Below are 18,526 nucleotides of genomic sequence, written 5' to 3'. Positions count from 1 at the left end.
GCAGTACAACGGCGTTGCCTTCGGGCCGGCTGGCGGGTTGTCTGATGTCCTGCCGCTGATTGCTCAGAATAACTTCGACGCCTCGACAGGGCTCACGCTCTCGGGCTTTACAGTCAGCAGCGGCGTGCTGGTCAATTCCGGCCCCGCGGGGACGGCTCGCCCGACAGCGGGACCGGCCGCTGTTGTCGGAAAGCGCTATCTTATCACCTACACGATTACGCCGAGCGGCTTCATAGATGGTAGCCTGACGTTCTCTTTTGGCGGCGCTTCTGGCGCGACGCGGACGGCGCAGGGCACCTATTCGGACATCGTGACTGCGGTGGACACGTCTTCGTGGCTGATCACTTCGGGCGCCGGAACAACGAGCAAGTTCGTCAACGAGTTCTCGATCGTTCAGTTGGACACATTCTAAACGGTCCACGCTAGCTTTGGATGGGAGGTGTGACGCCAGCTAGATGCAGTTGAATTTCGAGTTCGCGGATTCGATCCTCTTTGGTTGTTAGCTCGGATTCAAAAGCTGCATTGCGCAAGGTGGCCCCCATTTGGATGTTATAATTGTGCATTCCCAGCTCTGCCGCCAGGTAGCGCATTTCTCTCCATAAATTTAAGAATTCAAGCTCTTCGGCTTCAAATTGCGGGTTTAGCGACCCGTCGCTCAGAGTGACTTCAGTTGTCCATTCACCATGAACGAGGTAGTTCCGCTTCTTGCTGATTTTTGTCAGTCGTTTTACGACTTTCAGCATTGCATCCCGTTGCTCAGGCCCCGCCATGCTATCAGTGCCGCCCACTGGAGCGAAGCCCGGCCGTTTCGGGTAGCCGTGCTCGAATGCAGCTTCAGCAAGTTCAAGGCGGCCGCTGTCGCTGGGCGGCAGGTCCCATAGCTGACGCGCCATCTTCTCTCCCATGCCCAGTGCACTTGAGAAGATGAAGAATAGTTGTTTGATCGCTTGATCAAATTCGAGGGCGACCAGACCGACAGTTGTTGCCTTCCTCTGTAGATCTGGCGACGGCATTTCGTTGGGCGTCATGACAGCTTTCTCCTCCGCTCGGCGGGAATATTAGGCCAAAAGCCCAATCAGTTCACTCCCTCAGGGGGCCTACTCCTCCGCCCTCGGCACGCCGTACTGATCGGCTGATCCGGCAGGGCGGATGTCGCTCAGTTCGTGCTTGAATGCGACGCCTTCGCGATCGTGTATGGCGAACCATGCTTGGGCTTCCTCCTCAGTATCGAATCTTTTGAAGATTTCGCCGTTGTCGTAGATCCAGACTGTTTTCATGAGAACGAATCCTTCACCCGTTCAAAACTCGGGTGCGTTCGGTTCTTCACCTTGATCCAGTGCTCACAACGGCCGGCGCGGTAGGGGCGTTCCTTGTGCTTGGAGACAAGACCCTCTAGGCCCATCTCGCAGGCGGCTCGGAACAGCTCTGGCCCGATTTCTCCCTCCTCAAAGGGTGCTGCATGGATGCCGTCCACGCGCCTTGCCAGAAGCTTCTGGAGGTTCGCCTTGCGCATGCTCAGGGGGAGCTTACGGATATCGTCTCCGTCCGACACCAGCATATCGAAGGCGTAGAACTGGACCTCATCGTCGTACTTGCGAGAGTGCAGGCCGTTGAAGTCCGATCGGCCATCCACGCCTAGCAGGACAGCTTCTCCGTCGATCACGAACGACGTGTTACGGTTTCGTAAGGCGGCCTCGGCGATCAGCGGGAACCTTCCCGACCAGTCATTCCCGTTCCTGGTGAACAGTCGAACGGTCTTACCCTCACGTTGAACGATCAGCCTATAGCCATCGTGCTTGACCTCATGGATCCATTCCGGTCGGTCGGGGACCTTTGTCCCCTTCGTTGGGATGCATGGAAGGTACTTCGATTTGAGCATGCCCCGGAGATAGGGATTGGGGGAGGGGAATGCGAATCGCTAAAAGCCCTTGGCATACCCAGCGGCGTCGCTCTGGCGAGCCGGGTAGGTGCGCCTCGGGCGCTCGCCGCAGCGCTCGCATTTCATCTTGGCGGATAGCTCGTCGAAGGTCATGTCCGACAACCCGTGATGCGTCTGCCGGATCATCTTGAAGGGAAGCCTCAGCGGACCGATTGCCGGCTCATAGCTGATGAAGTGCACGGCGGCGGGGATATCTCTCAGGATCGGCCAGCGGCGGTCATAGCGCTCCTGGTCCTCGCAGGTGGTGCCGAGCCAGACGTTCGGGAAGTCCTCGACGCTCCAGTTCGTGGGGAGCATCTTGCGGATGTTCTCCGGCCGCTTGGTCAACAGCAGCCAGTCAAGTTCCTCGGTCTCGCCGATCAGGTCGAACAGGTCGATGCGCCATGACGGGTCAACCTGGTTGTCGAACACGTCGGCCAGGGACGAGCAGAAGACGCGGGGGCGCTGGTCCGCCCCACGCGCGGCCTTCGCCCACTGCCGCGGCTTCTTCCAGTTTGCCTCGCTGGTGCGCTTGCGCTCGCCACGCGGCCCCCACTCAACCCAGCCGTATCGCTTCGCCAGCGTTTCCGCGTAGCAGTGGTCGCAGCCGGGCGAGACCTTCTGGCATCCAATCCACGGATTGAAGGTGTGGTCGGTCCATTCGATTTTGCTGTTCTCAGCCATGCCGCGGCCTCCCATAATAAAGAGAGGCTACGGATGGCACAGTTTCGGCACAGATTGAGCCGTTTATTCGCTTTTCGTTCACGGTTTTCAGCCTCAATTTTTGAGGCTAAACCATTGAAATATATAAGGGCGGTGACGTTTACACCGAGAGGGTCGGGAGTTCGAATCTCTCGCCGCCCACCAGCCTTCGCCCTGCGGCTTCGGCTCGGCAAGCCGGAGCTTGGAGAGCGAAGGCGGACTGGTGCTGTTCGTCAGCGTTCATCCTTGTTCACCCGCGAAGATCAGCTTTTGTAGCGCAGGGCCTTTCTACTCTTGCGCCATGTTGGTCGCTTTGGCCTCCGACAAGAAGGCGTCGACGGCAAATTGGGCAAGCGGCGCGAGAGATTCCCTGATCTGACAGAGTTCGGCGAGCGTGAACGTCGTTGGCTTGCCCTCAGTAATCGTCAGCTCTTCAGAACAAATCGATCGGACGATAAATATCTCGGCGTGAAAGTTGCCGCCGGTAATCGGGTGGTTTGAACCAACGCAGCGCGCGAGATGCTGGAAGCGCTCTGCCGGCAGATGGCAGCCCAGTTCTTCGTGGATCTCACGGGCAATACAGTCCCTGAAAGTCTCGTTGCCTTCGCGTCGGCCACCAAAAAGGCTGATCTTGCCGGGATCGACGATACCGGGCTTGTCGTCGCGCAATTGCATGAGAAAGCGACCATCTGTATCGATCACGATGGCCGCGGCGCCTTCTCTCAAGCTCATGATGATCCTCGATGGTGCGCATGACCCATAGTTTCGCCGTCGCGGAGCCGCAACGGCTGGATTTCAGATGGGCAATGATAGCGCACCAGTCACAATTGAGCTCGCGCGAATGCGCTCTGCGCGGGCTTCGGCTCGGCGGGCCGAAGTTTCGCAGAGCGAAGGCGAATTGGTGCGGCAAGTTCGATGCCGCACCGATGCAGACGCAGCCTGTCGAAATGATATCCGATCTCACGCCGTCTTGGTGAACATCGTCAGGATGCCATCGGCGATGTTGATGGCAACGACTTGCGACGACGTCACGCCCTTGGCCTTGAGCGCGGATACCGCCTGCGGGGTCGCGTCGATGGTCTTCCGAAGTGACTGCATGTCCTCGTCGCTCGTCTGCGAGATGATCTCATCGACTTTCGAGCGCACCGCCGGCTGCAGTTCCTTGACGTCGACAACCTGTATGGTCCGTATCACGGTGCCGGGCTCGGACTGAGCGGGCGGCGACTCCGCCCCACGTTGCGAGGGACTTCCCTGCGCCAGCACCAAAGATGGTGTTCCGAGGCAGAGAGCTGCAATGATGGCGGATGCCGTAAAGATGCGCATGGTCATGCCTTTCCAGGTTGAAGACCAAACGAGTCCTATCCGGGAAATCTGGTTGGCATCTGCTTTTCATGTGGCCATTCGGTGAAAGCAATACGGCCTCAATGCGCGGTGCTGCGCTCGCCGGAGGATTGGCGATGCGCGCAACCGGGTGATATCATTGCATGAAAACCCCGGGAGCTGCCCATGCGAGTCTTTGTTGCCGCCGTGATGATCGCACTGATGGCCGGATCTGCGTTCGCACAGAATGCCGTGCCGCAATATGGTGACATCGACAAGGAGAAGAGTCCGTCGCAGAAGGAGGAGGAGCGCAACGCCGAGCGCGCCTACAAGAAGTCGTTGCGCAACATTCCCGACAAGGCAGGGCCCAGCGATCCCTGGGGCGCTGTGCGCAGTGACAACGCGGCTCCGCCGGCCAGCCACACAACGCAGAAGAAATCCAAGACCGGCAGTGCCGCGAAGCAGGCACCACAATGATGAACGCCGCCCTTGGCCACGAGCAGAACGCCGACCAGATCGCCTACTGGAACGGGCCGGGTGGCCAGCGCTGGGCTGACCGGCAGGCAGCGCAGGACGTCCTGCTGGCTCCGGTCCTCGACATCCTGATCGATCGCGCCAGGCCGAAGACGGGCGAGCGCGTCATCGATGTCGGCTGCGGCAGCGGCGCGACCACCGTCGCGTTTGCAGGGAAGGTCGGGCCGTCCGGCCACGTGCTCGGCATCGACGTATCGGGCCCGATGCTCGAGCGGGCGCGGCAACGCGTGACGCCGGGATCGTCGCTGGAATATGCGCTCGCGGACGCGACCGTGTATCCGTTCGCTCCCGCAAGATTCGACCTGTTGGCGTCGCGGTTCGGCGTGATGTTCTTTGCCGATCCCGCGGTGTCGTTTGCGAATATGAGGAAGGCGCTGCGATCGTCGGGGCGGCTTGCGTTCGTCTGCTGGCGCGAGCCGCGAGAGAATCCATTCTTCATGACGCCGTTGCAGGCCGCCTACAAGCACGTGCCGAAATTGCCGCAGCAGGGCCCCGAGGATCCCGGGCCGTTCGCGTTCGCCTCGGAGGAGCGTGTGCGACGTATCCTCGGCGCGGCCGGCTTTACGAATGTGGAGATGGAGCCGTGCCCGCTCTCGCTCGATGCCGCGATCGGCGGCGGCCTCGATGGCGCCGTGCAAGGCGCGCTCGAGATCGGGCCGGTCAGCCGGGCGCTGCAGGATCAGCCGCCTGAACTCCGCGCCGCTGCCGCCGGTGCGATCCGCGAGGCGCTCGCGCCGTTCGTCAAAGGCAATTCAGTGATGCTGCCTGCCTCGATCTGGATCGTCACGGCAAAGGCTTCGTAGCAGCCAACCGTCATTGCGCTCTTGCCGTCATTGCGAGGAGCGATAGCGACGAAGCAATCCATGCTTCCGTGCATGCGGAGGGATGGATTGCTTCGCTTGGCTCGCAATGACGAGGGGAGAGAGCTTGCGTACGTAACCGCTACGCCCGCTCTTCCCAGATCATCGCGAGATGTACGATGGTCTGCACCGCCTTTTCCATGTCCTGCCGGCTCACCCATTCCAGGCGCGAGTGGAAGGCGTGCTCGCCGGCGAAGATGTTGGGGCAGGGCAGGCCCATGAACGAGAGGCGCGAGCCGTCGGTGCCGCCGCGGATCGAGGTCTTCACCGGGGTCAGGCCGGCGCGGCGAATGGCCTCGCCCGCGTAGTCGACGATCTCGGGGTGACGGTCGATCACCTGCTTCATGTTGCGGTACTGCTCCTTGACCTCCATGCGGTAGGTCGAGCGCGGATAGGCCTTCATCACGTCCTTGACGATGGCCTCCAGCAGCGCCTCCTTCTCCTTCAGCCCGGCCTCCGTGAAATCGCGCACGATGAAGTCGAGCCTGGCCTGCTCCAGCGCGCCCGAGATCGCGATCGGATGCAGAAAGCCTTCCTTGCCTTCGGTGGTCTCCGGCGAGCAGGTCGTCTTCGGCAGCCGCTCGATGATCCCCGCGGCGATCTTGATCGCGTGCTCCATCTTGCCCTTGGCGAAACCGGGATGGGTGGAGACGCCTTCGATCGTGATGGTGGCGCCGTCGGCGGAAAAGGTCTCGTCCTCGATATGGCCGGCGGTCTCGCCGTCGATCGTGTAGGCGAAATCGGCGCCGAGTTTCTTCAGGTCGACCTTGTCGACGCCGCGGCCGATCTCCTCATCGGGCGTGAACAGGATCTTGATGGTGCCGCGCTTCACCTGGGGATTGTTAACGAGGAAATGGGCGGCATCCATGATCTCGGCGACGCCGGCCTTGTTGTCCGCTCCCAGCAGCGTGGTGCCGTCGGTGGTGATGATGTCGTTGCCGATCTGGTCGGACAGCGCTGGATGCTCGGCGGCCCGAATCACCTGCGCGGGGTCGGCCGGCAGCACGATGTCGCCGCCGCGATAGTTCTTGACGATCTGCGGCCGCACATTCCTGCCGGTGCAGTCCGGCGAGGTGTCCATGTGCGAGCAGAAGCAGATCACCGGCACCTTCTTGTCTGATGTGGCAGGGATGGTCGCATAGACATATCCGTGCTGGTCGAGGTGGGCGTCGCTGAGCCCCATCGCCTGCAATTCCGAGACGAGGAGGCGGCCGAGATCCTTCTGCTTCTCGGTGGAAGGGCAGGTCGGCGATTCCGGGTCGGACTGGGTGTCGATCACGACATAGCGCAGGAAGCGCTCGGTGACGGTGTGTTTGAAATCGAGCGTGGGAGCCAGCATGGTGACCGCAAGTCCAGGAGAGGGGTGGGCTGGCTCTATAACAGAAAAGCGCCACTCCGGGGGCTGCGTCGAAGAGCCGGAGTGGCGCTGACTGAACGAAGGGCTTGGCCGATCACTCGGCCGGTCACTTTGGCCGATCAGATGGCTTCCTTGAGTTCCTTGGCGGGGCGGAAGGCGACCTTCTTGCTGGCCTTGATGTGGATCTGCTCGCCGGTGGCGGGGTTGCGGCCCATCCGGGCGGCGCGCTTGCGCACCTGCAGGATGCCGAGGCCGACGATGCGGATACGCTCGCCCTTCTTCAGGTGCTTGGTGATTCGCGTCACGACGTCGGTCAGGATGCTTTCGGCCTGTTTCTTGGAGAGTTCCTGGTCTTCGGCGATCGCCGCCGCCAGATGCTTCAGGGTGATGGTCGCCGGGGTCGCTGCTTTCTTCGCCATGTGTGGCCCTCCTCGTGATGAACGGCTTAAAGAAGCGTTTTCGAACGAAGCGGATGCTGAATCGTTGGGGAAAACGCGTCGACGGGAGATCTGGAGCCCTAGGGGGTCTCGATGGCGAGGGTCCAGGAAACCCTGACATTTCAGGCCTTAATCGATTCGGACCCTGACTGACTACGCCGTTTCGCCCGAAAATCAGGCGTTTCCTGCATCGAAACCGCAAAACCGCCAAACGTCGCGGCTACGAAACGGTCGTGCGAACGGGTCCGTTCGCAACAACTGAAGGCGCCGAGTTGCCGGCGGGAAGTTTGGCGAAGGGAGCGGATCGAAAGTCGAGCGCGGAGCTAACTGTTTGAAACACATCGCCAAAATGGCGCGAGAGACGGGGCTCGAACCCGCGACCTCCGGCGTGACAGGCCGGCGCTCTAACCAACTGAGCTACTCCCGCGTGATGCGCAATTCCGCGAGACGTGGGGGACTTAAAGGGGCGGTCTTTTGAAGTCAAGGACGTTGAGATTCCCCGTGTCCTGCAGGGCTTTGCAGCGTGTTGATAGGGAATCAGCGGCGCTGCACGGAAGGCTCCGCGTTTCCTGCCCGAGGCGACTCGCCGGGTTCCATCAGATGGCGGGCTGGAAAGCGCTTGGAGGTGCCATCGTGTTGCCACAAGCATAGAGCGAATTTACGTCGAGTGGCGACCGGCGCGTGCTGCTACCTTTGGAATTGCGAGAACTGTCACGGAGTCGATATAGAGCTATTCTGAGAACTTTTCTGATTGAGCTTCGACACTATCAGTTTCACGAGGGCCGGGCTTTGCAATCGGTATTGTTCGCCATCCTGCTATCCGCTGGGCCGTTTGCGGTGCTCGCGCACGGTTTCGCCGGGGCTGGCTCCACAATCACCGGTCTGCTGCTGGCCACGCCAATTGCTGCGCTGCTTCTTCTGGCGAGATGGCGTGAGTTCAGGCCCGACATTTGCGACGTGCTGTTCGTGCTGTTTTGTTGCGGCATCGCGCTCTCGTTCGCCGTCAACGGCGTCGCCGCGCCGAAAGAGGCCGCCCTTCTGGGGTTGTCGCTTGCGGCTTATCCCGCGATCAGGGTGAGCTCCCGTTGCGGCCAAGTTCCCCAGGCCTTCGTGGTCGTCACAGGCGCGATCGTGGCGGTCGGAGCCGTCGTCACGCTGGTGGCGCTGCTTGGCCAATGGAACGACCACCATGGCAAGCCGCTGGTCTTTGACGAGTACGACGCTGCGCCGGCGCAATTCACGACGTCGCTTGGCTTGCTGCTTCTGGCGCTGGCCTGCACAGAACTCAATTGGCGACGGACTGCATGGATCTCGATCCTCGCGGCCGTGCCTCTGGTTATCTTCGCGGCGTCGATGGTACGCTACTCCTTCATCGTAATCGTGGTGGCGCTGTTCGCAGCGATGTTGGTTGCCAAGGCCGGCCAGCGCAAATTCATTGCCGTGATCGTGTGCGTCACGATCGCTTCGGTTGCGCTTGGCGCAGTCGTCAGGTCGTCAACAACGCTCAGATTCGCCAAGCTCGCCGAAGCGGCGTTGGGTTTTCAGGTTGCCGAGCCGGGCAACGATGAATCGCCGGCGCCGCCGGTTTCGCCGCCGGCGAGTGCACTGCCAGCCCCCGCCGCATCAGGCCGCATCGCTACCGAGGCAGCTCCGCCAGTGCCGCCTCCGCCTTCGCAAGCCTCTTGTCCTTCGATCGACCTGGACAATTCGATCATCATCCGGCAGCAGCTCTACAAGGACGCCTTCGCGTTGCTGCCGGAAGCGGGGCTGACGGGACTGGGACTGGACGGTTTCACCCAGCGGTCGTGCCTGAAAGGCTTCCAGGTTCACAACTCGATCCTGCAGGCCATCATCGAATTCGGCTGGCCGGCGGGTATCTTCCTCATCCTGTTGCTCTATCACGCGATGGGAACGCGGATGTTGTCGCTGGCGAGGATCAACCGCGAAGCCCGCTTCGTGCTGTGCAGCCTGGTATTCACGCTCATGCTGAGCATGGCGCATGGCAGGATCAGCAGGGACGTCGCCTTGTTCCTGTTTCTGGGATACGCCGCAAAGCTGCGAAGCAGTGCGCTCGATATTGAAGAGCAAGCCTGGGTAGACGGTCCGATCAATGCCATTCCGGTACCGGGTGTCGGCGCTCGCTTGACCGCCGCCTGACGGCGGAGACCGCCAGATTCTGGCCCAGACTAGAATTCGTAGAGGTCCCGGCCGCGGAGGGCCAGATCCCTGAGATCGGCCAATGTGCCGCGGACAGCGCTGCAGCAGCGGCATTCGATCACCGTGTCACCGGATGCGGCGGCCGGTCTCTCCAGCTTGATCGATAGGCTGCCGCAATCGGTGCAGACGATCTTGAAGCTGGAGGCGTATGTTTCCTGATGCAGATTCATCGGCGGCGAGGGTCCTACTGGCCTTCTCTATACGCGCCGAAATTTAAGCTTGGGATCGCAACGTCGGTTGCAATCGAACGATTGCGTTAGGCCTTGTTAACGCTGGCTGTCTGGCCGGGCGGTTAAATCCAGCGTTGGCCGTCCCAGCGCCAGCGCGGCGTCACGGACCGATCGTCGCGTGTTGACGAGGATGATGCCGCTGGCGTGGGCCCAGACCGCGAGATCGGATTTGCTGTCGCCGGCGTAGATAAAGCCTTCCGGAAATAGCTCGCGGAGCAACGCGGCCTTGGCCGGTCCCTTCAGGTTTCCCTTGCCATCGGAGGCGAACACCTGATCGAAGACGGGCAAGCGGAATGCGAGTTGGCCGGCGAGCACGGCGTCGGCGGCGGTGGCGAGCACGATCATGCGGCCGGCGGCCTGCTCCAGGCGCGCCAACGCGATGACCTCATGATGAAATTCGAGCCGATCCCAGTCGATGCGGTTGCGCAGCGCAAGCTGGCGCTTGAGCGCGGCGCGTCCTCGCAACAGCCATCTGGCGCAGGCGAGCACGATCAGCGGATTGCGGCGCAGGATCGAGAAGAAGCTCTTATAGAGGAGATCGCCCTTGATGAGCGTGCCGTCGAGGTCCAGCACCAGCGGCATCGATGTCGGCAGGCCCAGCAGCGTATCGGCGGCCATGCGTGCGTCCCGTTGCTTCCGCGGTGTTGAGGAAACGTTCAGGGTAAGGTCAGTCACGCATCGCACTCAACTGGTTCGGAACCGTGCAGGCCACAATCTCGCGTCCGCCGCTCTGGCTCGCCTTGCAGTCGCCATAGCCGAGATTGCTTGCGACGGCTGATCCGCTCCGGTCGGAGGACGACACGATCAGCACCTGCGGCGCGCCGTGATTGGAGTTGCGGAATTTTGCCAGCTCAGCGGCGTCGCGCTCGCTTTCCCAGTCGGTGGTCGCCCGCAGGAAATCGTGCGACGACACATATTGCAGCGGGAAATAGCCGAAATAGCGGGTCGAGGGCAGCGTGGACGAGAGAGCTGCGCCGCGGGCGGCCAGCGCCGCGGTCTGGGCCGCATGCAAAGTGGGGCGAATGCGCCAGGCGAACAGGGAGCTGTCGCGCTGGGCGATCAGATCGGCATTGACGAAGGTCCTGCCGGGGTTCTCGCGGCCGATCTCAAGCTCGCTTTCCAGCACCGGCGCCCAGCTCTTGTAGGCCACCGTGCGGATCGCGGTCTGGCCGACCAGGCCGGCGATCGCGGCCAAGCACAGGATGCGCACCAGTGCTTCGCGTGGCTGGCGGCTCGCGATGAAGAGCACGACCGCGATCCAGCTATAGGGAGCGAGCCGTTCCGACAGCAGCGCCGAGCCGGTCTTCAGGTTCAGCAGCGACAGCAGCACGACAAGGACGAAGAAGATGGGCCACGTCAGGTTGCCCGCCCGCAAGCGCCGCAGCGCCGTGACACCGGTCACCAGCACCGCCGCCAGAAGCGGCGCCAGCGCCACCACTTCCCAGGAGGTGAACGTGAAGAGGTGCGTGGCGGCAAGGATCCGGCGCAGGATCTGCGTGATGCCGCCTTCGCCGCCCGGCACCTCGCCGGGAATGTTCTGGTAGGCGAAGAGAAACCCTGCGACCAGGACCAGCACCGGCATGGCGGCCGCAGCGGACCAGACGCCATCGACGAGCAATCGTCGGCCGGCGGCGCGCGGGCCGGCGTGCTCCAGCGTGCGGAGCGCACGGGCGATACCGTCAGCCGCAAGCAGCAGGCAGGCCGCGACCACGGAGGTGATGTGGGTCAGGTAGAGGGCCGCCAGGAATAGTGCGGTGGCGAGGAAGGTGAAGATGTCACCGCGCCCGCGCACCTTGCTCCAGAAGCTTGCGAACAAGAGGAACAGCGGCACGCCAAGGGCGAAGTTGTAGAAGCCCCAGTGGATGAAGACGCCGAAGGCGACCGGCAACAGCAGCAGCATCGGCAGCAGCGGGCGGTCGGTCTCAGTGCGGGACACCACAAAGGCCGCCGCAATCCAGATCAGCCCGTAGAGGCTGAGAAACAGCGTGTTGGCGAGCAGCGGATTCCCGGTCAGCCGGATCAGGCCGGCGAGCAACAGATAGATCGCGGAGTTCGGCTCGATGCGCGAATTCCACTGGTAGAAGGAGGCGGCAGGCTCCTGCAGCACGCCACCCCATCCGAAGCGGGCGATCAGGTCGGCCTGTGCCAGATGCACCGGGCCATCCTGGGTCGGCACCAGCTTGACCAACCAGACCGGGCCGTCGAGCAAAAGCGCCAGCGCGGCAAAAGCCAGCGTCGCGACCGCGACGCCGGCGTAGTTTCGTGGGGCGCTCAGGGAGGCCGTCATCGACATGGTCAGCGACCCCCGCTGAGACGGATGAGGTCCGAACTGGTGAGGCTGTTGAGCAGCGGCAGGTCGACGAAGGTCAGGATGCCGAACAGCGCCATGGTGACGGCAGCGGCGATCAGCATGGACGGCTGCCGCATCAGCTCCTCGGGCCGTGCGGCCGCGGAATCCGGGGTCAATGCGAGCCGCATGTAGGCGGCGAACAGCGCGATCAGGAACGGGATCGCGACGATGTATTCGATCCGGTACTTGATCAGGAAGATCGCCATCATGAACGCAAAGCCCTGGGCGTAGACGAGGCAGCTCGTCACCAGGCTCGAATGCGTATAGACGGCGAAGGAGGGGCGATAGGCGGCGAGGTTGGCGGTGCCGCCGGCCTCGACGATGGCGCGATGTTCGGAAACGCGCTTGGCGGCCATCAGGAAGGCGCCGCCGAACCAGTAGGCAAGCAGGATCGAGATCGGCGGGGCGATATGCGGGACCACCGCGAACCAGCCGAACAGGAAGCGCAGGGGATTGTTGAGGGACTCGACAATGACGTCGAGGAAGGCGCGATCCTTGGCGCGGATCGGGCGCACGTTGTAGATGACGCCGAAAGCGGCGAATACGGCGGCGGTGAGGGCGAAGCTCCGGCCGAGCTGGTTGGCGACGAGCAGGCCCACGCCGGTCAAGAGGATATACTGGGCGAAGACGATGCTCGGCGACATCGCGGTCTGCACTGCCGGACGCGCCCGCTTGGTGGGGTGCATGGCGTCGAAGGGGGCATCGAGCCACTCGTTGATGGTGTAGTTGGCGGACGACAGCGCCATGGCGACGAACAGGCAGGCGAGCAGGCGTTCTCCCACCGTCGCGTGGTCGACCGATCCGATCCCTGCCATGATCATCGCGAAGGCGACACCTGGCACGATCAGCACGTGCTTGATCCAGTGATCGGGCCGGGCGATGGCGATGTAGTCGGCGACACCCGCCGACGGCGGCGCGTAGTGGGTAACGGACATGCAATCCTCCAGGCTGCCTCTGTGCCGCATCGGGGCGGATGCGACGGAAGATGCCTTGGAAGGGCAGCGATCGTGCCGCAGTGGCCGAGGAGGCCATCAGGGGCGCCGAAACCCCGGCAACGCGGTTAATGGTGGTAACGGAGGCGGGGTTTTTGGGATTTTCCGCCCGCGGCATAGGCCGTCGTGCAGCCGAATCCAGATCGGCGGCGGCGAAACGTGGGCGGCGATTTCGCCGGCGTGTGCGCCGGATTGGTACAGGCTGTTCCAAACCGGGCAGGCCGTCAGCTTCGCAAGCCAACCAAATAACAAAGCCGCCCGAAGGCGGCCTTTCGTGTCTTCTTGTCAGGGAATGTGCGGGTCAGCGGACCGTGGAGGTCCCCGAGCTGGTAATCGCCACCGGTTTGCCAGCCTTCACCACCTGGGTTTGGGCGGTCTGGGTGAACTCTGAATTGTTGCGCGCGGCGATACCCAAGGCTGCGACCGCAATGCCCGCCACCAGCGCGACCACCACGATCTTCAGGTGGGTCGAGCGATCCGCCGAGTGAATTGAGTGGTTCATCTGACGCCTCCGGGCGAACTTTGCCGCCGCCTGTCGGGAAGACAGGTAGCTTTAATCTGTTTCAGGATGGTTTCGCGGGTTCCCCAAAATGGTTTCGTTGCTCGGCGGGATTGGTTTCGTGCGAAGCGTGTCTGACCGCAGGCGGCTGGGGCTAAAGGAAAAAAGTCACAAACGAAGGAGGATTCCCTGGGGATAACGCTGCCACAGGGGCGGCGGGCCAACATACCGTGTCGGCCGACAGGACCGCTGCGGTTCAACTAAACGAGAGGCGCGCAGAGACGGCCGGGCGATTATTAGCCACCGTGGATTTGAGCGATCGGGAGCTGCAAATCTGGGGCACGAACCTTCGAGGTCATGCGTTCTTCATGTGGGGCGAGAACGAGCGCTCAGCACCGGTTGATCGGAGCCGGCTCCCCCCCGACAGAGCTTTAAAATAGCTTGTCTTGCGCCCTCTGTTGCGCTGCGCTAAGGCTCAAGAATAATTCCAATGACACGAATCTGCGGCCGTCCGAAACCGCAGCAAGAAGGCACCGCCGATGAACGGCATCCTGCAGAATTATCTTCCACTTGTGGTGTTTATCGGGGTCGCGAGCGTGATCGGCCTGGCGCTCCTGATTGCGCCATTCCTGCTCGCATTCCAGCAGCCCGATCCGGAAAAGCTCTCCGCTTATGAATGCGGATTCAACGCTTTTGACGACGCCCGTATGAAGTTCGACGTCCGCTTTTATCTGGTGGCGATCCTCTTCATCATCTTCGACCTCGAAGTGGCGTTTCTGTTCCCCTGGGCGGTGGCGTTCGGCAAGCTGGGCGCAACCGGGTTCTGGTCGATGATGGTGTTTCTGGCCGTGCTGACGGTCGGCTTTGCCTATGAATGGAAGAAAGGCGCGCTCGAATGGGATTGAGCCCTACCGTCGCAACGCCCCGGCCGGCGATCGCGCCAGCGCCCAAGGGCATCCTTGATCCCGCCACCGGCAAGCCGGTCGGCGCCAATGATCCGTATTTCCGCGAGATCAACCACGAGCTCTCCGATAAGGGCTTCTTCGTCGCGGCTGCCGACGACCTGATCACCTGGGCCCGTACCGGCTCGCTGATGTGGATGACGTTCGGCCTGGCCTGCTGCGCGGTCGAGATGATGCAGGTCTCGATGCCGCGCTACGACGTCGAGCGTTTCGGCTTTGCGCCACGCGCGTCGCCGCGGCAGTCGGACGTGATGATCGTCGCGGGCACGCTGACCAACAAGATGGCGCCGGCGCTGCGCAAGGTCTACGACCAGATGCCGGAGCCGCGCTACGTGATCTCGATGGGCTCGTGCGCCAATGGCGGCGGCTACTACCACTATTCCTATTCGGTGGTGCGCGGCTGCGACCGCATCGTGCCGATCGACATCTACGTGCCGGGCTGTCCGCCGACGGCGGAAGCGCTGCTCTACGGCGTCTTGCTGCTGCAGAAGAAGATCCGCCGCATCGGCACTATCGAACGCTAAGGTATTACGTCATGGACGACGCCAAGCTCGACGCCTTGGGGCAGACGATCGTTAGCGCGCTTCCCGGCGCTGCGAAGGCGCATTCGGTTGCATTCAATCAGCTCACGGTTGACGTGGACGCCGAGAAGATCGTCGACGTCGTCAGGCACCTGCGTGACGATCCGGCTCTCCGCTTCGTCAACATCACCGATGTGACCGCGGTCGATTATCCCGAGCGGGACAAGCGGTTCGACGTCGTCTACCACTTCCTGTCACCGACGCTGAACACACGGATCCGCCTGCGCGCGGAGGCCGACGAGAACACGCAGGTGCCCTCGATCATCGAGGTCTTTCCTGGCGCCGACTGGTTCGAGCGCGAGACCTACGACCTCTATGGCGTGATCTTCACCGGCCATCCTGACATGCGCCGGCTGCTGACCGATTACGGCTTCGACGGCCACCCGCTGCGCAAGGACTTTCCGCTCACCGGCTTCGTCGAGGTCCGCTACGACGACCAGGAGAAGCGGGTGGTGTACGAGCCGGTGCGCCTCAACCAGGAATTCCGCAAGTTCGATTTCCTCTCGCCCTGGGAAGGTGCGGATTATCCGCTGCCCGGAGACGAGAAGGCGAAGGCGGAGCCGAAGGCCTGATCATGAACGAGCAACCGCAGAATCTGCGCAACTTCACCATCAACTTTGGACCGCAGCATCCGGCGGCGCACGGTGTGCTGCGCTTGGTGCTTGAACTCGATGGCGAGGTCGTTGCGCGCGTCGATCCGCATATCGGGCTCTTGCATCGCGGCACCGAGAAGCTGATCGAGCAGAAGACCTATCTGCAGGCGATCCCGTATTTCGACCGGCTCGATTACGTCGCGCCGATGAACCAGGAGCATGCCTTCTGCCTCGCGGCGGAAAAGCTGCTGGGGATCGAGGTGCCGCGGCGCGGGCAGTTGATCCGCGTGCTCTATTGCGAGATTGGCCGCATCCTGTCGCATCTGCTCAACGTCACCACGCAGGCGATGGACGTCGGCGCGCTCACCCCGCCGCTGTGGGGTTTTGAGGAGCGCGAAAAGCTGATGATGTTCTACGAGCGCGCCTCCGGCTCGCGCATGCATGCCGCCTTCTTCCGCGTCGGCGGTGTGCACCAGGACCTGCCGCCGAAGCTGATCGACGATATCGAGGCGTGGTGCGATCCGTTCCTTAAAGTGGTCGCGGACCTCGACACGCTGCTCACCGGTAACCGCATCTTCAAGCAGCGCAACGTCGATATCGGCGTGGTGTCGCTGAAGGAAGCCTGGGAGTGGGGCTTTTCGGGCGTGATGGTGCGCGGCTCGGGCGCGGCCTGGGATCTGCGCAAGTCGCAGCCCTATGAATGCTATGCCGAGATGGATTTCGACATCCCGATCGGCAAGAACGGCGACTGCTACGACCGCTACCTGATCCGGATGGAAGAGATGCGCCAGTCGGTGCGCATCATGAAGCAGTGCATCCAGAAACTGAAATCGCCAGACGGGCAGGGGCCGGTCGTGGTCGAGGACAACAAGATCGCGCCGCCGCGCCGCGGCGAGATGAAGCGCTCGATGGAAGCGCTGATCCATCACTTCAAGCTCTACACCGAGGGCGTGCACGTACCGGCCGGCGAAGTCTATGCCGCGGTGGAAGCGCCTAAGGGCGAGTTCGGTGTCTATCTCGTCTCCGACGGCACCAACAAGCCCTACAAGTGCAAGATCCGGGCGCCGGGCTTTGCCCATCTGCAGGCGATGGATCACATCTGCACGGGCCATCTGCTCGCCGACGTCTCCGCGATCCTCGGCTCGCTCGACATCGTGTTCGGAGAGGTCGATCGGTGATGGTGCAGCCGCCCATCCAGTTTGACCGCGCCTCAGGGGCTCTCGAAGGAGCCAACCTGTGGGAGCGGACGGCTGCGCTGGCGCTGTCGACCGGTTCGAAGATCTCCTCGCATTTTTCGCACATGGGCTACATCGCCTGCGCGAACCTGCTGCGCAAGACGCTGCCCGAGCGCAACATCGCCATCCGGCTCAATGAGGACGCGGTGTTCGAGTTTCCCTATGGGGACGGTTATTGGAGCAAGCTGCTCAACCGCTCCTACCATTACGAGGACGAGCTCGAACTGCTGTTCAAGGATTCCGCCGACGTCGACTACACGCTGATCGATTGCGGCGCCAATTACGGCTACTGGTCGGTGCTGGTTTCGAGCAAGCCGTTCGGTTCGCAAAAGGCGATCGCGATCGAGCCGTCGGGACAGAATTTTCCCAAGCTTGCGAACAACGCCGCGATCAACGGCAATCGCTTCGAGACGATGAAATGCGCGATCGGCGCAGGCAGGGGTACGGCAAAGCTCTCCGGCACCAAGCATGAGGCGTTCAGCATCGCCGGCGACCAGACCGGCGGCGAGGACGTGCCCGTGATCGCGCTCGACAATCTGCTCGACGACGGCAAGATCGCGCTGGACGGAAAATATCTGATCAAGCTCGACGTCGAGGGCGTCGAGATCGAGGCGATGAAGGGCGGCTTGCGGCTGATGCAGGGCGACAGCGTGCTGCTGTGCGAGGAGCATGGCAGCGACCGCAAGCACACCGTGTCGCGCTACATCCTCGAACAGACCCCGCTCAAGCTGATCGTCTACGATCCCAGCTCCAATCGCCTTGAAGCCGTGACCGAGCTTTCGATCCTCGATCGCATCAAGGTATCGACCCATGTCGGTTACAACGTGTTCGGCACCGCAAGCGCCTTCTGGCAGGACCGGATCAACGCGCTGAATGCGAAGCCCGTTCGCCGCCTGCAATGAGAGAGTAAGAAATGTCGGTCCGTCGTCTTGCCCCGAAGGAATTGCAGCCCGCGAGCTTTGCGTTCACGGAGGAGAACCTCGCTTTCGCCAAGCAGCAGATCGCGAAGTATCCGCCGGGACGTCAGGCCTCCGCTGTGATCGCGATCCTGTGGCGGGCGCAGGAACAGAACGAGGGCTGGGTTTCGGAAGCCGCAATCCGCACCGTCGCCGACATGCTCGAAATGCCCCACATCCGCGTGCTCGAGATCGCGACCTTCTACACGATGTTCCAGTTGCAGCCGGTCGGCAAGAAGGCGCATGTGCAGGTCTGCGGCACCACGCCCTGCCGCCTGCGTGGCGCCGGCGACCTGATCGAAGTTTGCCAGCATCGCATCAGTCACGAGCCCTTCGAATTGTCGAAGGACGGCAATTTCAGTTGGGAAGAGGTCGAGTGCCTCGGCGCCTGCGTGAACGCGCCGATGGTCCAGATCTGGAAGGATACCTACGAGGACCTGACCAAGGAAAGCTTCGGCAAAGTGCTCGATGGTTTCGTCTCGGGCAATCCGCCGAAGCCGGGTCCGCAGGTCGACCGTCAGTTCTCGGCGCCGGCGGGCGGGCCGACCACGCTGAAGGAAACCACATGAGGCCTGGTCTCGCATGGCAGCGGGCGGGAAGGGAGGTCGCGATGAAACACTGGCGTTACATCGCTCTCCACGCGGCGGTCGCTGCCGCGTTCATTTTCCTGCTGCAGCGCTATGGGCTGAACGCCTCGCTCGAATCCAGCCTGTTGTGGGCGCTGACCTTCGGCGGATGCGCTGCGGGGCTCGCTTACGCCCAGGCCAATCGTTGATGTTTGGA

At 62.3% G+C, this 18,526-nt stretch carries 24 protein-coding genes and 1 tRNA gene; 11 read left to right on the top strand and 14 right to left on the bottom strand.

Translation table 11 applies throughout. From position 1 onward, the window contains the following. The first annotated feature begins 37 nt into the window (after positions 1–37). Entirely contained in the window at positions 38–412 is a 375-nt protein-coding gene (locus tag AC5ZG1_RS19455) for a hypothetical protein (protein ID WP_496133784.1), read from the top strand. A gap of 10 nt (positions 413–422) precedes the next feature. Here AC5ZG1_RS19455 and AC5ZG1_RS19450 read toward each other — a convergent pair whose 3' ends face one another. The 6 genes from AC5ZG1_RS19450 to AC5ZG1_RS19425 all read right to left on the bottom strand — a co-directional run bounded on the left by AC5ZG1_RS19450 (position 423) and on the right by AC5ZG1_RS19425 (position 3,943). Beyond that, positions 423–1,028, bottom strand: coding sequence for a hypothetical protein (locus tag AC5ZG1_RS19450; RefSeq protein ID WP_496133783.1), 606 nt, complete (start codon positions 1,026–1,028; stop codon positions 423–425). Positions 1,029–1,097: 69 nt separating this feature from the next. Then, positions 1,098–1,277 (bottom strand): hypothetical protein, encoded by a 180-nt coding sequence (locus AC5ZG1_RS19445; RefSeq protein WP_496133782.1) that lies wholly within the window; start codon positions 1,275–1,277, stop codon positions 1,098–1,100. Further along, on the bottom strand, positions 1,274–1,879 hold the full coding sequence (locus AC5ZG1_RS19440) for an ATP-dependent DNA ligase (RefSeq protein WP_496133781.1): 606 nt from the start codon (positions 1,877–1,879) through the stop codon (positions 1,274–1,276). Before AC5ZG1_RS19440 ends, AC5ZG1_RS19445 begins: the two co-directional genes overlap by 4 nt. 39 nt (positions 1,880–1,918) lie before the next feature. Next, positions 1,919–2,602, bottom strand: coding sequence for a DUF5131 family protein (locus tag AC5ZG1_RS19435; RefSeq protein WP_496133780.1), 684 nt, complete (start codon positions 2,600–2,602; stop codon positions 1,919–1,921). 306 nt (positions 2,603–2,908) lie between these two features. Further along, entirely contained in the window at positions 2,909–3,352 is a 444-nt protein-coding gene (locus AC5ZG1_RS19430) for an NUDIX domain-containing protein (protein WP_496133779.1), read from the bottom strand. 228 nt (positions 3,353–3,580) lie between these two features. Next, positions 3,581–3,943: a hypothetical protein gene (locus tag AC5ZG1_RS19425; protein WP_496133778.1), complete on the bottom strand. Its 363-nt coding sequence runs from the start codon at positions 3,941–3,943 to the stop codon at positions 3,581–3,583. 183 nt (positions 3,944–4,126) lie between these two features. Between AC5ZG1_RS19425 and AC5ZG1_RS19420 the strand changes: the two genes are divergently transcribed. Together AC5ZG1_RS19420 and AC5ZG1_RS19415 are read left to right on the top strand one after the other, a co-directional pair. After that, positions 4,127–4,417 (top strand): hypothetical protein, encoded by a 291-nt coding sequence (locus AC5ZG1_RS19420; protein WP_028162818.1) that lies wholly within the window; start codon positions 4,127–4,129, stop codon positions 4,415–4,417. Further along, positions 4,417–5,277: a class I SAM-dependent methyltransferase gene (locus tag AC5ZG1_RS19415; protein ID WP_496133822.1), complete on the top strand. Its 861-nt coding sequence runs from the start codon at positions 4,417–4,419 to the stop codon at positions 5,275–5,277. Before AC5ZG1_RS19420 ends, AC5ZG1_RS19415 begins: the two co-directional genes overlap by 1 nt. 139 nt (positions 5,278–5,416) lie before the next feature. Here AC5ZG1_RS19415 and pepT read toward each other — a convergent pair whose 3' ends face one another. The 3 genes from pepT to AC5ZG1_RS19400 form a co-directional block, all read right to left on the bottom strand. After that, positions 5,417–6,673, bottom strand: a complete 1,257-nt coding sequence (gene pepT / locus AC5ZG1_RS19410; protein ID WP_496133777.1) for a peptidase T — start codon at positions 6,671–6,673, stop codon at positions 5,417–5,419. Between the two features lie 137 nt (positions 6,674–6,810). Further along, entirely contained in the window at positions 6,811–7,110 is a 300-nt protein-coding gene (locus tag AC5ZG1_RS19405; RefSeq protein WP_027580650.1) for an HU family DNA-binding protein, read from the bottom strand. Positions 7,111–7,478: 368 nt separating this feature from the next. Beyond that, positions 7,479–7,555 (bottom strand) — tRNA-Asp (locus tag AC5ZG1_RS19400). A gap of 362 nt (positions 7,556–7,917) precedes the next feature. On the opposite strand from AC5ZG1_RS19400, the gene AC5ZG1_RS19395 reads away from it, so the two are divergent. Continuing rightward, a complete protein-coding gene (locus AC5ZG1_RS19395; RefSeq protein WP_496133776.1) occupies positions 7,918–9,285 on the top strand; it encodes an O-antigen ligase family protein in 1,368 nt (455 codons plus the stop codon). Positions 9,286–9,314: 29 nt separating this feature from the next. Here AC5ZG1_RS19395 and AC5ZG1_RS19390 read toward each other — a convergent pair whose 3' ends face one another. The 5 genes from AC5ZG1_RS19390 to AC5ZG1_RS19370 form a co-directional block, all read right to left on the bottom strand. After that, on the bottom strand, positions 9,315–9,515 hold the full coding sequence (locus AC5ZG1_RS19390) for a hypothetical protein (protein ID WP_496133775.1): 201 nt from the start codon (positions 9,513–9,515) through the stop codon (positions 9,315–9,317). Positions 9,516–9,611: 96 nt separating this feature from the next. After that, positions 9,612–10,193: a haloacid dehalogenase-like hydrolase gene (locus AC5ZG1_RS19385; RefSeq protein WP_496133774.1), complete on the bottom strand. Its 582-nt coding sequence runs from the start codon at positions 10,191–10,193 to the stop codon at positions 9,612–9,614. Between the two features lie 49 nt (positions 10,194–10,242). After that, positions 10,243–11,868 carry a hypothetical protein gene (locus tag AC5ZG1_RS19380; protein WP_496133773.1) on the bottom strand — a complete coding sequence of 542 codons (1,626 nt, stop codon included), beginning with the start codon at positions 11,866–11,868 and terminating at the stop codon, positions 10,243–10,245. Positions 11,869–11,870: 2 nt separating this feature from the next. Then, a complete protein-coding gene (locus tag AC5ZG1_RS19375; RefSeq protein WP_496133772.1) occupies positions 11,871–12,860 on the bottom strand; it encodes a UbiA family prenyltransferase in 990 nt (329 codons plus the stop codon). 358 nt (positions 12,861–13,218) lie between these two features. Continuing rightward, positions 13,219–13,419, bottom strand: coding sequence for a hypothetical protein (locus AC5ZG1_RS19370; protein WP_130576959.1), 201 nt, complete (start codon positions 13,417–13,419; stop codon positions 13,219–13,221). A 536-nt stretch (positions 13,420–13,955) separates the two neighbouring features. Between AC5ZG1_RS19370 and AC5ZG1_RS19365 the strand changes: the two genes are divergently transcribed. The 7 genes from AC5ZG1_RS19365 to AC5ZG1_RS19335 are packed head-to-tail and all read left to right on the top strand — an operon-like array spanning position 13,956 to position 18,518. Continuing rightward, positions 13,956–14,321 (top strand): NADH-quinone oxidoreductase subunit A, encoded by a 366-nt coding sequence (locus AC5ZG1_RS19365; protein WP_130227014.1) that lies wholly within the window; start codon positions 13,956–13,958, stop codon positions 14,319–14,321. After that, positions 14,312–14,902 carry a NuoB/complex I 20 kDa subunit family protein gene (locus AC5ZG1_RS19360; protein ID WP_028162803.1) on the top strand — a complete coding sequence of 197 codons (591 nt, stop codon included), beginning with the start codon at positions 14,312–14,314 and terminating at the stop codon, positions 14,900–14,902. The genes AC5ZG1_RS19365 and AC5ZG1_RS19360 overlap by 10 nt, the downstream gene beginning before the upstream one ends. A gap of 11 nt (positions 14,903–14,913) precedes the next feature. Further along, positions 14,914–15,531 carry an NADH-quinone oxidoreductase subunit C gene (locus tag AC5ZG1_RS19355; RefSeq protein WP_130227013.1) on the top strand — a complete coding sequence of 206 codons (618 nt, stop codon included), beginning with the start codon at positions 14,914–14,916 and terminating at the stop codon, positions 15,529–15,531. Positions 15,532–15,533: 2 nt separating this feature from the next. Further along, a complete protein-coding gene (locus AC5ZG1_RS19350; RefSeq protein ID WP_028162801.1) occupies positions 15,534–16,730 on the top strand; it encodes an NADH-quinone oxidoreductase subunit D in 1,197 nt (398 codons plus the stop codon). Beyond that, positions 16,730–17,689, top strand: a complete 960-nt coding sequence (locus AC5ZG1_RS19345; RefSeq protein WP_496133771.1) for an FkbM family methyltransferase — start codon at positions 16,730–16,732, stop codon at positions 17,687–17,689. The genes AC5ZG1_RS19350 and AC5ZG1_RS19345 overlap by 1 nt, the downstream gene beginning before the upstream one ends. Positions 17,690–17,700: 11 nt before the next feature. Further along, on the top strand, positions 17,701–18,312 hold the full coding sequence (gene nuoE, locus AC5ZG1_RS19340; RefSeq protein WP_496133770.1) for an NADH-quinone oxidoreductase subunit NuoE: 612 nt from the start codon (positions 17,701–17,703) through the stop codon (positions 18,310–18,312). 41 nt (positions 18,313–18,353) lie between these two features. Beyond that, the gene (locus AC5ZG1_RS19335) at positions 18,354–18,518 is read left to right on the top strand and encodes a hypothetical protein (protein ID WP_165420951.1); all 165 of its coding nucleotides are present in this window, start codon (positions 18,354–18,356) and stop codon (positions 18,516–18,518) included. Positions 18,519–18,526 lie beyond the last annotated feature (8 nt).

This window comes from Bradyrhizobium sp. Leo78 (assembly GCF_059512425.1).
The sequence above is the reverse complement of the archived record's forward strand: the minus strand, read 5'-3'. Positions and strand labels throughout refer to the sequence as shown.

Excerpts from the sequence above, each read along its gene's own strand:
- AC5ZG1_RS19405 (WP_027580650.1), bottom strand. The coding sequence starts at position 7,110 with ATGGCGAAGAAAGCAGCGACCCCGGCGACCATCACCCTGAAGCATCTG.
- pepT (WP_496133777.1), bottom strand. The coding sequence starts at position 6,673 with ATGCTGGCTCCCACGCTCGATTTCAAACACACCGTCACCGAGCGCTTC.
- AC5ZG1_RS19345 (WP_496133771.1), top strand. The coding sequence starts at position 16,730 with ATGGTGCAGCCGCCCATCCAGTTTGACCGCGCCTCAGGGGCTCTCGAA.
- AC5ZG1_RS19425 (WP_496133778.1), bottom strand. The coding sequence starts at position 3,943 with ATGCGCATCTTTACGGCATCCGCCATCATTGCAGCTCTCTGCCTCGGA.
- AC5ZG1_RS19350 (WP_028162801.1), top strand. The coding sequence starts at position 15,534 with ATGAACGAGCAACCGCAGAATCTGCGCAACTTCACCATCAACTTTGGA.
- AC5ZG1_RS19440 (WP_496133781.1), bottom strand. The coding sequence starts at position 1,879 with ATGCTCAAATCGAAGTACCTTCCATGCATCCCAACGAAGGGGACAAAG.
- AC5ZG1_RS19415 (WP_496133822.1), top strand. The coding sequence starts at position 4,417 with ATGAACGCCGCCCTTGGCCACGAGCAGAACGCCGACCAGATCGCCTAC.
- AC5ZG1_RS19335 (WP_165420951.1), top strand. The coding sequence starts at position 18,354 with ATGAAACACTGGCGTTACATCGCTCTCCACGCGGCGGTCGCTGCCGCG.
- AC5ZG1_RS19355 (WP_130227013.1), top strand. The coding sequence starts at position 14,914 with ATGGACGACGCCAAGCTCGACGCCTTGGGGCAGACGATCGTTAGCGCG.
- AC5ZG1_RS19390 (WP_496133775.1), bottom strand. The coding sequence starts at position 9,515 with ATGAATCTGCATCAGGAAACATACGCCTCCAGCTTCAAGATCGTCTGC.
- AC5ZG1_RS19445 (WP_496133782.1), bottom strand. The coding sequence starts at position 1,277 with ATGAAAACAGTCTGGATCTACGACAACGGCGAAATCTTCAAAAGATTC.
- AC5ZG1_RS19420 (WP_028162818.1), top strand. The coding sequence starts at position 4,127 with ATGCGAGTCTTTGTTGCCGCCGTGATGATCGCACTGATGGCCGGATCT.
- AC5ZG1_RS19370 (WP_130576959.1), bottom strand. The coding sequence starts at position 13,419 with ATGAACCACTCAATTCACTCGGCGGATCGCTCGACCCACCTGAAGATC.
- AC5ZG1_RS19380 (WP_496133773.1), bottom strand. The coding sequence starts at position 11,868 with ATGTCGATGACGGCCTCCCTGAGCGCCCCACGAAACTACGCCGGCGTC.
- AC5ZG1_RS19385 (WP_496133774.1), bottom strand. The coding sequence starts at position 10,193 with ATGGCCGCCGATACGCTGCTGGGCCTGCCGACATCGATGCCGCTGGTG.
- AC5ZG1_RS19375 (WP_496133772.1), bottom strand. The coding sequence starts at position 12,860 with ATGTCCGTTACCCACTACGCGCCGCCGTCGGCGGGTGTCGCCGACTAC.
- AC5ZG1_RS19365 (WP_130227014.1), top strand. The coding sequence starts at position 13,956 with ATGAACGGCATCCTGCAGAATTATCTTCCACTTGTGGTGTTTATCGGG.
- AC5ZG1_RS19450 (WP_496133783.1), bottom strand. The coding sequence starts at position 1,028 with ATGACGCCCAACGAAATGCCGTCGCCAGATCTACAGAGGAAGGCAACA.
- nuoE (WP_496133770.1), top strand. The coding sequence starts at position 17,701 with ATGTCGGTCCGTCGTCTTGCCCCGAAGGAATTGCAGCCCGCGAGCTTT.
- AC5ZG1_RS19435 (WP_496133780.1), bottom strand. The coding sequence starts at position 2,602 with ATGGCTGAGAACAGCAAAATCGAATGGACCGACCACACCTTCAATCCG.
- AC5ZG1_RS19430 (WP_496133779.1), bottom strand. The coding sequence starts at position 3,352 with ATGAGCTTGAGAGAAGGCGCCGCGGCCATCGTGATCGATACAGATGGT.
- AC5ZG1_RS19360 (WP_028162803.1), top strand. The coding sequence starts at position 14,312 with ATGGGATTGAGCCCTACCGTCGCAACGCCCCGGCCGGCGATCGCGCCA.